The 15,041-nt window shown below is 53.2% G+C and carries 17 protein-coding genes; 6 read left to right on the plus strand and 11 right to left on the minus strand.

The genetic code is table 11. From position 1 onward, the window contains the following. Nucleotides 1-14 precede the first annotated feature (14 nt). A complete protein-coding gene (locus V9K67_RS09730) occupies nt 15-872 on the minus strand; it encodes a glycosyltransferase family protein (RefSeq protein ID WP_336721883.1) in 858 nt (285 codons plus the stop codon). Between the two features lie 6 nt (nt 873-878). After that, nucleotides 879-2,438 carry a lysine--tRNA ligase gene (gene lysS, locus V9K67_RS09735; protein WP_336721884.1) on the minus strand — a complete coding sequence of 520 codons (1,560 nt, stop codon included), beginning with the start codon at nt 2,436-2,438 and terminating at the stop codon, nt 879-881. A 199-nt stretch (nt 2,439-2,637) separates the two neighbouring features. On the opposite strand from lysS, the gene V9K67_RS09740 reads away from it, so the two are divergent. Next, nucleotides 2,638-3,357, plus strand: coding sequence for a DUF4197 domain-containing protein (locus V9K67_RS09740; protein WP_336721885.1), 720 nt, complete (start codon nt 2,638-2,640; stop codon nt 3,355-3,357). A gap of 73 nt (nt 3,358-3,430) precedes the next feature. On the opposite strand, the gene V9K67_RS09745 is transcribed toward V9K67_RS09740, so the two are convergent. The 3 genes from V9K67_RS09745 to V9K67_RS09755 all read right to left on the minus strand — a co-directional run bounded on the left by V9K67_RS09745 (nt 3,431) and on the right by V9K67_RS09755 (nt 5,965). Beyond that, on the minus strand, nt 3,431-3,970 hold the full coding sequence (locus V9K67_RS09745; RefSeq protein WP_336721886.1) for a Uma2 family endonuclease: 540 nt from the start codon (nt 3,968-3,970) through the stop codon (nt 3,431-3,433). Between the two features lie 8 nt (nt 3,971-3,978). Then, complete coding sequence (locus V9K67_RS09750; RefSeq protein WP_336721888.1) at nt 3,979-4,869, minus strand: flavin reductase family protein; 891 nt, start codon at nt 4,867-4,869, stop codon at nt 3,979-3,981. Nucleotides 4,870-4,966: 97 nt separating this feature from the next. Then, nucleotides 4,967-5,965 carry a fumarylacetoacetate hydrolase family protein gene (locus V9K67_RS09755; protein ID WP_336721891.1) on the minus strand — a complete coding sequence of 333 codons (999 nt, stop codon included), beginning with the start codon at nt 5,963-5,965 and terminating at the stop codon, nt 4,967-4,969. A gap of 178 nt (nt 5,966-6,143) precedes the next feature. Between V9K67_RS09755 and V9K67_RS09760 the strand changes: the two genes are divergently transcribed. From V9K67_RS09760 to V9K67_RS09780, 5 genes are all read left to right on the plus strand, one after another. Beyond that, on the plus strand, nt 6,144-6,806 hold the full coding sequence (locus V9K67_RS09760) for a sterol desaturase family protein (protein ID WP_336721893.1): 663 nt from the start codon (nt 6,144-6,146) through the stop codon (nt 6,804-6,806). Nucleotides 6,807-6,956: 150 nt separating this feature from the next. Then, complete coding sequence (gene trmB, locus V9K67_RS09765; protein WP_336721895.1) at nt 6,957-7,676, plus strand: tRNA (guanosine(46)-N7)-methyltransferase TrmB; 720 nt, start codon at nt 6,957-6,959, stop codon at nt 7,674-7,676. Beyond that, nucleotides 7,660-7,842, plus strand: coding sequence for a C1orf53 family protein (locus V9K67_RS09770; RefSeq protein WP_336721897.1), 183 nt, complete (start codon nt 7,660-7,662; stop codon nt 7,840-7,842). Before trmB ends, V9K67_RS09770 begins: the two co-directional genes overlap by 17 nt. A 6-nt stretch (nt 7,843-7,848) precedes the next feature. Beyond that, nucleotides 7,849-8,238, plus strand: a complete 390-nt coding sequence (locus V9K67_RS09775) for an MGMT family protein (protein ID WP_336721899.1) — start codon at nt 7,849-7,851, stop codon at nt 8,236-8,238. Nucleotides 8,239-8,643: 405 nt separating this feature from the next. Then, on the plus strand, nt 8,644-10,266 hold the full coding sequence (locus tag V9K67_RS09780; RefSeq protein ID WP_336721901.1) for a T9SS type A sorting domain-containing protein: 1,623 nt from the start codon (nt 8,644-8,646) through the stop codon (nt 10,264-10,266). 257 nt (nt 10,267-10,523) lie between these two features. Here the strand turns inward: V9K67_RS09780 and V9K67_RS09785 are convergent, their stop codons facing one another. The 6 genes from V9K67_RS09785 to cyoE all read right to left on the minus strand — a co-directional run bounded on the left by V9K67_RS09785 (nt 10,524) and on the right by cyoE (nt 15,020). Continuing rightward, a complete protein-coding gene (locus V9K67_RS09785; RefSeq protein WP_336721903.1) occupies nt 10,524-11,102 on the minus strand; it encodes a DUF420 domain-containing protein in 579 nt (192 codons plus the stop codon). Continuing rightward, a complete protein-coding gene (locus tag V9K67_RS09790) occupies nt 11,099-11,902 on the minus strand; it encodes an SCO family protein (protein ID WP_336721904.1) in 804 nt (267 codons plus the stop codon). The genes V9K67_RS09785 and V9K67_RS09790 overlap by 4 nt, the downstream gene beginning before the upstream one ends. A gap of 78 nt (nt 11,903-11,980) precedes the next feature. Continuing rightward, nucleotides 11,981-12,442 carry a cytochrome C oxidase subunit IV family protein gene (locus V9K67_RS09795; protein WP_336721906.1) on the minus strand — a complete coding sequence of 154 codons (462 nt, stop codon included), beginning with the start codon at nt 12,440-12,442 and terminating at the stop codon, nt 11,981-11,983. Nucleotides 12,443-12,482: 40 nt separating this feature from the next. Then, entirely contained in the window at nt 12,483-13,355 is an 873-nt protein-coding gene (locus tag V9K67_RS09800) for a cytochrome c oxidase subunit 3 (RefSeq protein ID WP_336721907.1), read from the minus strand. An 83-nt stretch (nt 13,356-13,438) separates the two neighbouring features. Further along, nucleotides 13,439-14,008 carry a cytochrome c oxidase subunit 3 gene (locus V9K67_RS09805; RefSeq protein WP_336721908.1) on the minus strand — a complete coding sequence of 190 codons (570 nt, stop codon included), beginning with the start codon at nt 14,006-14,008 and terminating at the stop codon, nt 13,439-13,441. A gap of 61 nt (nt 14,009-14,069) precedes the next feature. Next, complete coding sequence (gene cyoE, locus V9K67_RS09810; RefSeq protein ID WP_336721909.1) at nt 14,070-15,020, minus strand: heme o synthase; 951 nt, start codon at nt 15,018-15,020, stop codon at nt 14,070-14,072. Nucleotides 15,021-15,041: the final 21 nt, after the last annotated feature.

Consider the following 15,041-nt stretch of genomic DNA (forward strand, 5'->3'; position numbering starts at 1 on the left):
TTTTTTATTCGGGGTTATACGACAATATAATTCTTGTAATCGAAAAACCGCCGGCCAGTTAGTTTTTCCAGCAGGTTCTTCAGGCGGTCCTTCAGGGTAAATTTATTGTACGACAGGTCGTAATCGAACTTCCAGTTCATGCGGCGGATCCACGCCTGCATGACGGCGGGATGGGTGCCGGTGAATTTTTCCAGGGCATCCACCTGGCCGTAATCGTACGTGCCGGTGTACACCTTAGCCTCCGCTCCATAGAACTGCCGCTCGAAATCGCCTTTCTTTTTCTCCATCACCTCCGGTTCGCGCACCCAGCCATAATGGTGGATATAGGCGTTGAGCGGCTTCACCCGCAGCTTTTCATTCTTTCCTTTACGGAAGCCCTGGGCATCGCGGTAGGAGTAAATGTTCTTATCGTTCTTCACCACCCGGATCTCGTTGCGGTACCAGCCGGAGGAGGCCCCCAGGTAGTCGAATGAGCCGTAAAAGTGCCGGTAGCGGAACAGCAGGCCGTCCACGCCCTTGTCGTCCTTCCAGCGCTCCATGGCGGCCCGCACTTCGGCATGGCCGTCCTCGTGCATCACCTCGTCGCCCTGGATGTAAATGCACCAGTCGCTGTCGGCGCCGATGGCCCGGAGGGCCTTGTCGGTTTCCAGGGCCAGCACGCGGCCGCCTTCCTTCTGGCTGTCGTCCCAAACGGTGTCGATGATGCGGATCTTCGGGTCGAGGGCGGCTACCAGCTCCCGGGTGTTGTCGTCCGAATGACCAACGGCCACCACCACCTCGTCGCAAAGCGGCAGGATCGAGCGCAGCGCTTCCTCGATGGGGTACTGGTACGTTACCGCGTTCCGGATAAAAGAGAATCCCGTTACTTTCATGCCTGCTTATTCGTTCACCTCGTAGATGGTCTTGTCTTCGGCGGTGGCTTCGAACTTCTCGGGGCGCATTTGCGGGAACAGCAGCACGTCCTGAATGGAAGGCTGGTTGGTCAGCAGCATGCACAGGCGGTCGATACCGAAGCCGATACCCGAGGTGGGGGGCATACCGTATTCCAGGGAACGCAGGAAGTCGTAGTCGATGAACATGGCTTCCTCGTCGCCGCGCTCCATCAGTTTTACCTGGTCTTCGAAGCGTTCGCGCTGGTCGATCGGGTCGTTCAGCTCGGTGTAGGCGTTGGCGATCTCCTTGCCGTTGACGATCAGCTCGAAGCGTTCCACCAGTCCGGGTTTGCTGCGGTGCTTCTTGGTCAGCGGGCTCATTTCCACGGGGTAGTCCGTAATGAAGGTGGGCTGCACGTAGTGGTGCTCGCACTTTTCGCCGAAAAGCTCGTCGATCAGTTTGCCCTTACCCATGGAAGGCTCTACCTCGATGTGCAGCTTGCGGCAGACGTCGCGCAGGCCGTCTTCGTCCAGGGCGCTTACGTCGAAGCCGGTATGTTCTTTAATGGCATCGTAAATGCTGACGCGTTGGTACGGAGCTTTGAAGCTGATGGTTTGGGCTCCTGCCTGCACGTCGGTAGTGCCGTTCACGGCCAGGGCGGCGCCTTCCAGCAGTTGCTCGGTGGTTTCCATCATCCAGATATAATCCTTATAGGCCACATAGAACTCCAGGACGGTGAACTCGGGGTTGTGGGTCCGGTCCATGCCTTCGTTGCGGAAGTTGCGGCTGAACTCGTATACCCAGTCGAAGCCGCCGACGATCAGGCGCTTCAGGTACAGCTCGTTGGCAATGCGCAGGTAAAACGGCACATCCAGGGCGTTGTGGTGCGTAATGAAGGGGCGGGCGGCCGCACCGCCGGGAATGCTCTGCAGCACCGGCGTATCCACTTCCAGGGCGCCCTGCTGGTTCAGGAAATCGCGGATGGAGGTGATCAGCTTCGACCGCTTCACGAAGGTTTCCTTCAGGGCCGGGTTGATCACCAGGTCGGCATAGCGCTGACGATATTTAAATTCGGGGTCGGTAACGGCATCGTAGGTAACGCCTTCGGCTTCTTTCACCACCGGCAGCGGGCGCAGCGACTTGGCCAGCACGGTCAGCTCTTTCACGTGGATCGAGATCTCGCCGGTCTTGGTACGGAACACAAAGCCTTTGATGCCGATAAAGTCGCCGATGTCCAGGAGCTTTTTCCAAACCTGGTCGTACAGGCTGGCGTCCTCGCCCTGGAGCAGGTCGTTGCGGCGGACGTACACCTGGATACGGCCCTTGCTGTCCTGCAGAACGGCAAAGGAGGCTTTTCCCATGTCGCGGACGCTCATGATGCGGCCGGCGAGGCATACTTCGGAAAATTCTTCGGCGGCTTCGTCGCGGAAGGAGCTTTTAATATCTGCGGAATAATGACTTACCGGATATAAAGCGGCAGGATAGGGATCGATACCCAACTTTTGCAGTTCGGCCAATTTTTCCCGCCGAACTACTTCCTGCTCAGATAAATGCGGTGCATGCATAACTTAAAAAAAATATTGCGCAAAAGTAAGGACACGAAAGGGACGAATGGCAAGAAGAAACCGGATTACCCAAATTTGGCTTGGATTTTTTGCCCGGAGGGCTTTTCTTCGCGGCGGTTTTCCGCGGAAGCGCTTCCGGAGGAGCTTTGTCTTTGGCAGCAATTTTGACAAAAGAAAACCGACTAAAAGCTAAACAATAATGAAAAAATATATCCTGGCCGTGCTCCTGGGGACGGTTCTTGTTTCCTGCGATACCTTATCCAACCTGCCTACGGGCATTACCATTCCCACGGGCATTACCCAAACCGAAGCGGCCCAGGGCATCCGCGAGGCCCTGGACCAGGGCGTGGGCCGGGGCATTACCTTACTGAATAAAAAGGACGGCTTTTTCGGCAACGAGGCGTATAAGCTGTTCCTGCCCCCCGATGCCCAGCGCATCGAAACCACCCTGCGCCAGCTGGGCATGGGCGGCATGGTGGACCGGGCCATCCAGCAGATCAACCTGGCCGCCGAAGACGCGGTAGGTCATGCCCGCCCGATCTTTGCCGACGCCATCCGCGAAATGACCATCGCCGACGCCCTGTCCATCATCAAGGGCCCAAACGACGCAGCCACCCAGTATTTCCGCCAGAAGACCACTACCAAGCTGACCGCCGCCTTCTCGCCGGTGATCAAAAGCTCGCTGGACAAGTTCTCGGCGACAAAATATTATACCGACGTGGTGAGCACCTACAACAACTTTCCCACCACCATCAAAAAGATCAATCCCGACCTGCCCTCCTACGTGGTGGATAAGGCCGTGAGCGCCCTGTTCGACCAGATCGCCCAGGAAGAAGCCAACATCCGCGCCAACCCGAAGGCCCGTGCCACCGAGATCCTCAAAAAGGTCTTTGGCTATGCCTCGGTGAACAGGAATTAGGCCATTGGGAATTGGTTAATTGGTTAATTTGTTCATTGGGAGGGGCAGCTTTACAGGGCTGCCCTTCCTGTTTTTAGCTCCATATATCCTGGAACAGCAGGTCGAAAGAGCAGGAGGAGAGGGAAAATGAAAAGGGCACTGACTGGTTCAGTTCCTGGAGTTCATATTCACTATGTTTCAGACGGTACACTTCTACGCTTCTTTTTTCCGTATCCACAATAATGTAGTAAGGTATACCTTCAGACTGGTAAATGTCGTACTTGGTATGGCGATCCTTGAGGGCAGTAGACGGCGATAATATTTCGGCTACAATATCCGGTGGAAAATCCAAGTACTGGCCAGTTATGGGCCTGCACACAACCAGAACGTCCGGGTTCAGGACGGTATCCTCCGAAACCTTGTAATCAATGGGCTGGTAAACAGTACAGCCACACCCGGCCTTCTTTTGTGCCATTCTGAGTTCTGAAGCCAAATTTGTGGCAACAGCCTGGTATTCCGGTCGGGGCATTGGGCTCATGGCATAAGGAATCCCTTCGATGATTTCCCATTTGCCTTCCCAATGGCAGTAATCATCATACGTGTAGTGCGGTAATATCTTAAAAGCTGAACGCATCACCTAAATTACGCTATATTTTCCGATGCCAGGAGTACCTGCCAGGCCTCGTGGACGGCGCCGCGGTCCAATAGTTGGGCGGCATAGCGGTGCACTTCCTTTTCCATTTCTTCGGGGTTGATGGAAAAATACTGGACAATATTCTTTAAATGCTCGTCGTCGAAGGAGGGCTGCACCAGGGGCATCTCGGATACGTTGGCGAGCTGCGCCAGTTGGTTGCCCGTAAGGATGCGGCTGTGGCGTACGCCCTGCGGCAGGGCATCCATGCCGATCCCCAGCTGCGTGTTGGGCTTGGCCACCCGGAACAGGTTTTCCGGCCCTACCTTGCAGTACCAGTCGCCGCCCAGGCGGGCCGCCAGGTTCAGCCGCTGCTGGTCGAACTTCTTGTCCTCCGTCAGCAGCGAATCGTCCAGGTGCAGGCAGAGCACCTCGCAGATCACCAGGTTGCCGGCCCCGCCCTCGATGCCCAGGTGCTTTACCTCCAGCACCCTGCATTCCAGCTTTACCTTGCTTTCTTTTACCATGGGCGGACGTACCAGCGTAGCCGGCTCCTTCGTAAACCCCGCCTTGTAAAACTCATCCACTCCCTTAGGATACTCGCAGCTGGCAAGTGATACCTGTTGCACCAGGTCATACGTCACAATATTGATTACCACCTCGGGCACTTCCAGCACATTTTCCAAAGTATGCTTGGTGGTATTGTCGCGTACCCGCCTCGAGGGCGAAAAGATCACCACCGGCGGCTGGGACGAAAACATATTGAAAAAGCTGAACGGGCTCAAATTCACCTTCCCTTCCTTATCGACAGTAGAGGCAAAGCAAATGGGCCGGGGCGCCACCACGTGTTGCAAGTAATATTGCTTTTCTACGGTGGTCAGTTCGTTTAAATGCAGCAGCATGCGTTTTTAGGAGTTTACGAGTTTACAAGTTTACGAGTTTACGAGTTGCTGGCGCCCGAAAGGAACTCGTAAACTTGTAAACCCGTAAACTCCTAAACTATTTATTGAGGAGACTCCAATCCGAAGATTCGGCCTCAACCGTATTGGAAAGAACGCCAAGCTGGTCGATTTCGAGTTCGATAAGGTCGCCGGCCCGGAGCCATTGTTCGGGGTATGAGGGGTTGGTGAGTTTGCCCGTACCGTTCAGCTCGAGGAAGCAGCCGGTGCCGACGGTGCCGCTGCCGATAACGTCGCCGGGGTAGAGGTCCACGCCGTAGGAGGCCCGCTCGATCAGTTCGGCAAAGCTCCAGTCCATGTCGGCCAGGCTGCCTTCGCTGACCTGGATGCCGTTGACACGGGCCGTCATTTTAAGGTTCCAGTTGCTGCCGGCATGGCCTTCCTTGGCGGCGGTTTCAAAGGCTTCCAGCTCGTCCAGGGTCACCAGCCAGGGGCCTATGGCGGTGGCAAAGTCCTTGCCCTTGGCGGGTCCCAGGTTCAGCAGCATTTCATCCATCTGGAGCTTGCGGGCGCTAAAATCATTCATGATCATCAGTCCGCCGATATAGTCGCGGGCATCTGCGGCCCGGATATTCCGTCCCTGGCGGCAAATGACGATGGCGGCTTCCAGCTCGAAGTCGAGTTTTTCCAGGTGGTCGGGCATGCACCGCACCGGGCCCGGGCCTTTAATGGTTTGGTGGTTGGTGAAATAAAATACGGGGTACTCGTCGAACTGGGGGATCATTTCCACTTTGCGGTTGCGGCGGGCGGCGGCCACGTGCTGGCGGAAGGCGTAGCCGTCGCGGCAGGAAGTGGGGTAGGGCACCGGGGCCAGCAGGTGCAGGGATTCCAGGGGCACCCCTTTTTCGGGCCGGATCTTGCCTTCGCTGATCAGCTTTACCCCAGCAGACGCCACCGGGAAAGCCTCTTCCCAATACGCTAAAAACAGGCCCATGGTCGTAGGCAGATCGGGATGGAGCGTTTCCATGTCATACACCTTTCCCTCATACAGCACGCCCAGGGAATCATGCTCATCTTTCAAGTAGGAAACCAGTTTCATGATGTGCTAATTTAGATTCAAATGTAAGCAGCGCTGCCGCTTTATGGCCTACCCGTTAGCCATAAGCGTAATCTTTGGAATTCCGGCACCATCTTTTCAACAAGCTCAGGGATATGGTGACAGAACCCCGCCGGGAATTTCTTTCAAACCGTACTTTTGTCCTGTAAAAGATTCCATTATGAAATTTGAAAAAATACATAACAAGGGACAGGCACAGTTGTTTCAGAACCCGCTTCTGGAAATGCTGACTAAAACCCACCCTCTTGTTATCTGGGGACTTTATCTTCCGGTGATCACCGGCTTTCCTTATTTTGCGGCGCAGCGGTTCGAATTCACCCTGCTGCGCATGGCCCTGTTGTTTATTGGCGGCGGCTTCTTCTGGACCTTTTTCGAATACTTGATGCACCGCTGGGTCTTTCACATGGCTGCCGAAAGCGAAAGGGCCCGGAAATTTATTTATATCCTGCACGGCAACCACCACCATTTTCCCCGCGACAAGGAACGGCTGTTCATGCCGCCGGTGCCGAGCCTGATCCTGGCATCCGCCATCTTTGCCCTGCAATACCTGGCGCTGGGCGCAAATGCCTTTTTGTTCTTCCCGGGCTTCCTGCTGGGATACCTGATGTATGGCACCATGCACTATGCCATCCATGCCTGGAACCCGCCCTTTAAATGGATGAAGGGCCTCTGGCGCAATCACCACCTGCATCATTACAAAGACGACCATAAAGGCTTTGGCGTTTCTTCCACCTTCTGGGACCATGTATTCGGAACCATGTTCGACCTGAACAAGGAAAAGGAAGACAAGGAAAAGGTCAAGGACCTTATGTTCAAAAGCTAATCTTCCTATTTTACGGTCAATTCATTTATAACCTGATTTGCTGCCTGTGGAAGGCAGCAGGGTTCGGAACCCTGGAAGGTCGATGGTAACAGAAAATTCTTTTCCAGGGTTCCGAACCCTTTTTATTTTTTCCTCTTTATCTCTTAGCTTATGGGTCAGAAAAAATTACAGCGCTTTGCCGAACTGCTTACGTTTTCGAATGTGTTGCAGTACCCCGAAAACATGAAAGGGGCCTGGAACGGCTTTTTTAAAAACGACCATCCCATCGTCCTGGAGCTGGCCTGCGGTAAAGGCGAGTATGCCGTGGGGCTGGCGCAACTTTTTCCCGGGCAGAACTTTATCGGCGTGGACCAGAAGGGCAACCGCATCTGGGTTGGTTCCCGCCGGGCGCAGCATTTAGGGCTGCCGAATGTCGGCTTCCTGCGCATCCAGATCGACCGGATCACCGAGTTCTTCGGGCCCGGCGAGGTGTCCGAAATCTGGATCACCTTCCCCGACCCGCAGTTGCGGCTGTCCAAATCCAAAAAACGGCTGACCCATCCCAAGTTCCTCCGGCTGTACCAGCAGCTCCTGAAGCCCGGCGGAAAGGTCCACCTCAAAACCGATAGTCCCAACCTGTTTGCCTTTACCAAAAAGGTGGTGGATATGTACGGCCTTATCCTGCACGAGGAGTCGGACAACGTGTACGCCCTGACGGATATGAAGCCCGAACTGGCTATTAAAACCCATTACGAGAACCTTGATATCGCCCAAAGCAACCGGGTGCATTACATTTCCTTTTCGTTGCCGGCAGAGCTGCCCGGTAAGGAACTGGACAACCGTTTGCAGGAAGAATTAAAGCAAGAAGCAGGAAATGAAGGAGAAGATTGATTATTATCTCAACGAAAAGGGGCTGATCGTTTTTACGGAAGCGTATCACCAAAAGCGAGGATATTGCTGCGGCAGCGGTTGCCGGCATTGTCCTTTTGATTATAATGCCGTGCCCGAGCCCAAGAGATCTGACCTGTTACTAAAAAAGATAAACAAGCTTAAATAATACCCGATGGCTGGCAAACCGGAAAAGAAAGCGCCCCTGAAAACCGTCCAGCCTTCGGGCCGGAAGGACGATTCTTTTTTTGAGCAGGTGTTTGCCATCGTTCGCCAGGTCCCGCGGGGGCGGGTGACCTCTTATGGCGCCATTGCCGAAGCCCTGGGGGCGAAGTCCTCTGCACGGATGGTAGGCTGGGCCATGAACCTCTCCCATTCCATTCTTCCCGAAGTGCCGGCCCACCGCGTTGTCAACCGCCAGGGCCGGCTGACCGGGAAGGTGCATTTCGGCACCCCCACCCGCATGCAGGAACTGCTGGAAGCGGAAGGCATTGCCGTAAAGGATGATGCCGTCGTGGCCTTTGACCGGCTTTTCTGGAACCCTGCCACCGAGCTTTCCCTCTGACCTTTCCGTACTCCCGGTAAAAATGATTGCTGCCTGCCTGCGACACGCTTAGCCAGGCTCTTAATATATGTCATATAAACACTTATTCAAACCTATATAAATATACTTATATTCATTTTGTAGTATAAATCATGTACTTGTAAATGATTTCCCTTAGCAGGTAAAATAGTATAGCCTTAGCGTTTAATGTTGGAGGCTCACCTTTGAAAATGCCGATTTTACCGATGACTTCCGTACTTCCCCTTATGACTAAGGTATCTTGCAGCCGCAATTGAGAATGTCACCGTCCCGCATGCAACTGTTCTTCTCCTTGTAAACGAACGAACCCTGCCATCTGTAAGTCTTCCGGTACTTAAACCACCGGTTGTTACCCTTATCATTTGCCCTAGTTTTTAATCCGTTTATATGAACCATTTGTACTCAAAACTGCTTTTTGTATTCCTGTTCCTTGTTTCCCTGCAAGCCTCTTCACAAACCTATACCCTTAACTGGGGTACTTCCTTTAGTCCCGCCTGGAACAACGGCAACGTCAATAAAACGGCTTCCAACATCGGTCAATCGGGTATCAACTGTACCGTAGCCCTTACCCTGAGCGGCGGTGCTTATGAAAACGCCCTGGGCGGCAACAGCGGCTCCAAGACTCCTACCGTTTCGGGCTCCACCTTTACGGTTCCCGGTTCTACCCAACGGCTCCAGGTGACCCTCAACCTTGCCAATAACAGCCAGTATTGCGATATTAAGTATACGTTTACCGGCCCGGTGCAAAATGTAAACTTCCGCATTGCAGATATCGATAAAAGCAGCGCTACCAGCAATTCTTATTATGATAAGGTAACCATCACCGGCAGCACCGGCACCGCTACCGTTTTACCCACGCTGAGCAAATACACCAATACCAACTCCAACTTCCTTTCGATCAGCAGCAATACCGCCCAGGTCAATACCACCAGCGGCCAGGCCGGCAACACCGAATCGGACGCCCAGGACCAGAACGGCACCATCAATGTTTCTTTCAATGGTCTGGCCATCCGCACCTTTACGGTTCGTTATCATAATGCCACCGGTGCCCAGTCCGATCCTGCCGCACAAAGCATTGCTATCGGCAACCTGACGTTTGGCAAACCGGCTGCCCCTGTAGCTTCTGATGTGATGAATACCGCTACCGTGGTGAATGAGGCCATTGCCGCCCCCATCAGCGCGCTGCAAGCATCGGACGATGAAACCATTGCCAGCTATAAAGTCCTCAGCCTGCCGCTGGCCACTGCCGGCACCCTGCAATACAACACCACCGGCACTACCTATGCTCCGGTAACCACCACTACCTCGCTGACACCGGCCCAGGCCGCCAGCCTGAAGTTCCTTCCCGTACCGGGCTATGTCGGACCTGCCACCTTCACCTTCCAGGCCACCGACAACCGGGGTCTTACTTCGAATACCGCCAACTATTCCTTGACAGTTTCCCCTCAAATGCTGGCCACCCTGCCGGTAACCCTGGGCACCTTTTCCGCTGTATTGCAGAACAACCGCGTGCAGATCAAATGGAATACCTACGAAGAAAGCAACAGCCATTATTTTATCGTGGAACGTTCGCTGGACGGAAAGACATGGACCAGTGTGGATTCCGTTCTGGCCCAGGGCAATAGTGCTGCGGTTACCTGGTACTCTTCCAACGATCAGTTCTCTGACAGTGTAGCGCATTACCGGCTGCGGATGGTAGATCTCGACGAGTCGTTCAAATATTCCAATGCCGTGGTGCTGGTGCAGAAGGCTGCCGGTTCGGTTCGGGTGTTTCCTAACCCCTTTATGTCTTCCCTGAATGTATCGCTGAAAAGCGAAGTGGAAACTGCAGCCGTTGCCCGCCTGTTTTCTTTCGAAGGCAGAATGGTACATCAATCGAATGTGCAGCTGCACAAAGGCCAGAATTCCTTTTCCCTGAACAACCTTTCTTCTCTGCCTTCCGGCACCTATGTACTTAAGGTAGTAGACAGCAAAGGTGCCGTGCTGGTGACCGAAAAGGTTAATCACTAGTCGGAGTTTCAACTAAATCAAAAAAGCCTTCAACGAAGTATTCCTTCGCTGGAGGCTTTTTCATTGTATGCATTGTTATCGCATCCTAATAAAAGGATGACCGTTATTACTTGGGTTGGCCAGGAGGAAGAGGAAGCCCTGCAGGCTTCCTTTCTCTACCGATTCCCCATAATGAAAACAGTAAAATTGGTGTATTAAAAAAAGAGGCTTACCATTTTGCCTGGTAAACCTCTTTCCGAATAAATTTTAAGGAACGCTTAATAATACGGGCTGATCATCAAATACACTACGGGACCGGTGACGGCCACATAAAACCAGATGGGCCAGGTAATTTTCGCGAGCTTCCGGTGGGCGGCATTCTCATTGATCAATCCCCTGTAGGCGGTAAAGAGGATGAAGGGAAGAATGATGCTGGCCAGGACGATATGGGTGCCTAAAATGAAATAATAAACGAAGCGGGTGCTGCCGGCCAGCAGCTTTTCCTGCTCGCTGAGCATTCCATTATGGTCCAGGTCGCCGAATTTGGCTTCGCCGGCAAATAAGTGGTGGCAGATGTAGCTGACCAGGAACAACAGCGACAGCACCATCGCCGCCAGCATGATCTTCTTGTGCCGCTCATACTTGCCCTTTTTTGCACTGAACAGGCCGGCCAGCAGGAGCACCGATACCGCCGTATTGATCAGGGCGTTGATACGGGCAAAAATATGCTCGTCAAAACCCAGTTCCACGTCCAGCTTTACCTTTCCCAGCACGGCAACGGCCAAAAATACCACCACGGATACGAGCAGGATCAGGATCCGTGCCTTGTTATCATTTTTAGAAATAGTCAGGTTCATCCTTTTTTATATTTTTTGAGGAAATACATCATGGTCCCCATGCCCACGAGGGTCAGCAGGAATACGATCGCCAGCATTTCGAGCTGGCCGGCAAAAACGCTTTTACGCTTGGGGTCCCGTTCCAGGGTCAGGAAAACAATATCGCGGGCCAGCTCCTTTACCCGGGTCGTGTCCAGGCCATGGTAGTAACCGCGGATATTCCGGTTCTTGTCCACCAGCACCATGTAATCGGTATGCACAAAGCTGGTATCGATCTTTCCGCCATCCAGCAGGGCCAGCTTCATGTGGTTCAGCGACAGGTCGTAGGTGGCCTTTTTATCGCCGGTGAGCAGCCACCAATGATCGGGGTTGATCTGGAAGCGGTCGGCCCACTTTTTCAGCTGGGGCACGCTGTCGCGTTCGGGATCTATCGATATCGACAGCAGCTGCAGGAAGCCCGGGTCGCGGTTGCCTACCTTGTCCGAGCTGCGGATCTCGTCCTGCAGCATCTTCATGTTCTCCGTCAGGCGGGGACAGATGGTGGGGCAGCGGGTGAAAAAGAAGTCGATCACGACGGTCTTTCCTTCCATGTCCTTCCAGCTTACCTTTTGTCCCAGCTGGTTGGTAAACTCCATGTCGGGGAGCTTGTGCCAGAAGGTATCGGTAATTATTTTTCCCTTTTCGGTACGGTTGCTGACGGAATCGTAGATGAAGTGACGGGGAACTAAAGGCTTATTGCTGGTGTATTGCTTAATAATGAAGTAGCTGATAAGAGGCAGAAAGAGCGCAACGAGAAGACTGTAAATAGCTGTTTTGTTCACTGTAGATAAATTAAAAAACCACCGCTGCAAAATTATTGCGGCGGTGGTTAACTTGATGCTTAATCCGTTAAAATATGCTTAATCCAAAGGATGACCGGCGGCGGAAGTATCGGTCTTTCTTTCCTGGGTGGACGGGGCGGTGGGCGCTACGTGCTGCACACTGGTTTCCTGAACGCGGTTGTAGCGGTTGCGGGATACGCGGTACTCGTTACCATCCCAGAGGAAGGCGGCGATAAACCAGATGAAGAGCAGCAGCGGCACTACGATGGTCATGATCATGTTGCGGATCTCGCTGCCCAGGTGCATGAACTCGCTCACGATGTAGAAAGCCTTAGCCAGAGTCAGCACAACGATTACCCCTTTCATGAACATTTCAATCCAGTGGGGGATGGGGAAGGCATACATCACGAAACCCAGTACCAGCTCCACTACGGTCAGGCCCAGCAGGATCCAGAAAGTTCGCCAGATATGGCTGGTGGTCGGCAGGGGATCGTGGTGGTACGTTACTTCTTGATAAGTTGAAGATGAATGTTGGTCCATTTCTAATATTTTTTATAAGATGAATCGGTAAGTTGGTTACTTAAATCAGGTAGAAGCAAAGGAATACGAATACCCATACCAGGTCTACAAAGTGCCAGTACAGACCGGCCTTCTCGATCATCAGGTAATGTCCGCGGTTTTCGAATACATCCTTCTGGGCCATGATCAGCATGATGATGTTGATCACTACGCCGGAAAGTACGTGGAAGCCGTGGAAACCGGTAATGCCGTAGAAGAAGCCGCCGAAGGCAACAGGTCCGGGGGTGCGTACATGCAGTTCTTCCAGGTTGATCTTACCCAGCAGGTTGGCATCGGTCATAGCCGCCAGCTGTTCGTGGCTTACGCTGTGGTCGTGCATGGCCGCCAATTTCACCAGGGCGTCGTGGGGGGTATTTTGCAGGGCCTGCTGGATAGCGGGACCGTGAACGACAGGACCCCAGGGGTTTACGGTAGTGGTCTGGGCAATGACGTCCAGTTGTCCGTTTACCAGAACGGCATGTTCGCCGGTCAGTAAGTGGGTCCATTCCCAGGCCTGGCAGCCTAAGAAGGCGAAGCCACCGATAACGGTCCAGGTCAGCCATTTAACCACGTTCTTTTTATCGCGGTGGTGTCCGGCGTGCACGGCTAATACCATGGTTACCGAACTCATGATCAGTATAAAGGTCATTACCGACACGAAGGCCAGCGGCAGGTTGGCATGGCCGGCGCCGGGGAAAGCGTTGAAGACATCGTTAGGGTTGGGCCAGTAATTCTGGGAAAAACGAATGGTACCGTAAGAGATCAGGAAGGCGCCGAAGGTAAAAGCATCACTCATCAGGAAGTACCACATCATTAATTTGCCATACTCCACGTTAAAGGGACTTCTTCCTCCACTCCACCAGTTTTCTCTTGTTGCTACAGCAGTTGTTGCCATAATAAAGGGTCTAATTTATTCTTGTTAAAAGGGTTTTACCGAAATTACCGGCGGCTTGACGGCCGGCAATCCCATCTATTTTCTTATTTGATCAGATTGAAAAATAACAACAGGTACAGCCATAAAAAGTCCACGAAATGCCAGTAGGTCGCCAGGATTTCCACTGGAACCGAGTTATAGCTGATGGTCTTACGGCTTAACGAACGGATCAGTTGGATGAACAGGGCCACCAAACCGCCGATCACGTGAATGGCGTGCAGGCCGGCGATGATATACAGGAACTGGCCGGCACCCGAACCACGGAAATGGACGCCATGGTTCCACATCCAGCTAAAGCCATTCCACTGCAACAGCAAAAAGCCAATACCCAGCAGGCCGGTCACCAGCAACAGGCCCTTGTAACGGCTCCGTTCTTTTTGCTTGAATGCCCGAACCGCCATCTGGATGCACAGGGAGGCCGCCAGGATCACCCCTGTGGAGACCCAGAACTGGGTGGGGATCTGTACGGTTTCCCAGTTGGCCTGGTTGCTTTTCACTACGTAGGCACTGGTCAGGCCCGCAAACATCATGACGATGCTGGCCATGGCCACCCACATGGTGAACTTATGCGGATGAATCTTATTTCGTTGCGGTGAGGATTGCACCATTATCATTTTACTTGATTTTTTTGATTCTTGCTCACTGGTTTCGTGCGGCACTTTTCAAAAAGCCGTTCTATACCGTTACCTTATCAAACAACAATGCCAATAATACGACAGGCAAATATATGTAGCTGCCAAACATTACCCTGCGGGCGGCCTTTACTTCCATAGTGCGGTACAACTGGATGCACTGTGCCACCAGGAAAAAGTTGGCCACCAGAACGATGATCATGCTGGTCATTCCGGCCATCCCTGTAAAATACGGCAGAAAGCCTACGGGGATCAGTAAAAGAGCATAGATGACGGTTTGAAGGGCGGTGAACTTGGTCGGTCCTTTTTCGGCCGGCAGCAGGCGGAAACCCGCTTTGCTGTAGTCGGTATGCGCGATCCAGGCAATGGCCCAGAAGTGCGGGAATTGCCACAGGAACTGCAATACAAAAAGGATCCATCCCCCCACGTTCGACACTTCCTTTCCCTGTACCACGATCCCGTCAAAGGGAGAGAGCACCCCGGTGCCGGCCACCCAGCCGATCAGGCAGGGGAGGGCTCCCGGTACGGCGCCCACCAATACCGCGATGGCATTGATCTTTTTGAGGGGCGTATAAATAAAAGCGTACAGGAACAAACTGGCGGCCGCCAGGCTGGCGCTTAACCAGTTGAAAAAGTAACCCAGAACGAACACCCCCAGCGCGCCGGTGATCACGGCAAAGGTCCAGCCTTGTGCCGGGCTCATTCTCCCGGAAGCAACGGGGCGGTTGCCGGTCCGTTTCATGACGGCGTCGGTGTCCTTTTCCACCACCTGGTTGATGGTATTGGCACTGCCGGTCACCAGCATCCCGCCGATAAACAGCAGGACGATCATGGTCCAGTCGTAGGTAACGTTCGGCGCCAGGAGATAACAGATCAGGCTGGAAAAAACCACCATGATGCTCAGCGATGGTTTGATTAATTGCAGGTAGTCCTTGTAGGAAAGACTACCTGCATTATTTTCTGGAACCGTTATCTTTTCCGGTGCACTTTTCACTATAATGGTATAACCGTTAAT

Source organism: Huijunlia imazamoxiresistens (genome assembly GCF_037132455.1).
Classification (GTDB): domain Bacteria; phylum Bacteroidota; class Bacteroidia; order Chitinophagales; family Chitinophagaceae; genus Flavisolibacter; species Flavisolibacter imazamoxiresistens.

Bases quoted from the DNA above. Each gene is read 5' to 3' on its own strand.
- V9K67_RS09730 (WP_336721883.1), bottom strand. From the start codon at position 872: ATGAAAGTAACGGGATTCTCTTTTATCCGGAACGCGGTAACGTACCAG.
- lysS (WP_336721884.1), bottom strand. From the start codon at position 2,438: ATGCATGCACCGCATTTATCTGAGCAGGAAGTAGTTCGGCGGGAAAAA.
- V9K67_RS09740 (WP_336721885.1), top strand. From the start codon at position 2,638: ATGAAAAAATATATCCTGGCCGTGCTCCTGGGGACGGTTCTTGTTTCC.
- V9K67_RS09745 (WP_336721886.1), bottom strand. From the start codon at position 3,970: ATGCGTTCAGCTTTTAAGATATTACCGCACTACACGTATGATGATTAC.
- V9K67_RS09750 (WP_336721888.1), bottom strand. From the start codon at position 4,869: ATGCTGCTGCATTTAAACGAACTGACCACCGTAGAAAAGCAATATTAC.
- V9K67_RS09755 (WP_336721891.1), bottom strand. From the start codon at position 5,965: ATGAAACTGGTTTCCTACTTGAAAGATGAGCATGATTCCCTGGGCGTG.
- V9K67_RS09760 (WP_336721893.1), top strand. From the start codon at position 6,144: ATGAAATTTGAAAAAATACATAACAAGGGACAGGCACAGTTGTTTCAG.
- trmB (WP_336721895.1), top strand. From the start codon at position 6,957: ATGGGTCAGAAAAAATTACAGCGCTTTGCCGAACTGCTTACGTTTTCG.
- V9K67_RS09770 (WP_336721897.1), top strand. From the start codon at position 7,660: ATGAAGGAGAAGATTGATTATTATCTCAACGAAAAGGGGCTGATCGTT.
- V9K67_RS09775 (WP_336721899.1), top strand. From the start codon at position 7,849: ATGGCTGGCAAACCGGAAAAGAAAGCGCCCCTGAAAACCGTCCAGCCT.
- V9K67_RS09780 (WP_336721901.1), top strand. From the start codon at position 8,644: ATGAACCATTTGTACTCAAAACTGCTTTTTGTATTCCTGTTCCTTGTT.
- V9K67_RS09785 (WP_336721903.1), bottom strand. From the start codon at position 11,102: ATGAACCTGACTATTTCTAAAAATGATAACAAGGCACGGATCCTGATC.
- V9K67_RS09795 (WP_336721906.1), bottom strand. From the start codon at position 12,442: ATGGACCAACATTCATCTTCAACTTATCAAGAAGTAACGTACCACCAC.
- V9K67_RS09800 (WP_336721907.1), bottom strand. From the start codon at position 13,355: ATGGCAACAACTGCTGTAGCAACAAGAGAAAACTGGTGGAGTGGAGGA.
- V9K67_RS09805 (WP_336721908.1), bottom strand. From the start codon at position 14,008: ATGATAATGGTGCAATCCTCACCGCAACGAAATAAGATTCATCCGCAT.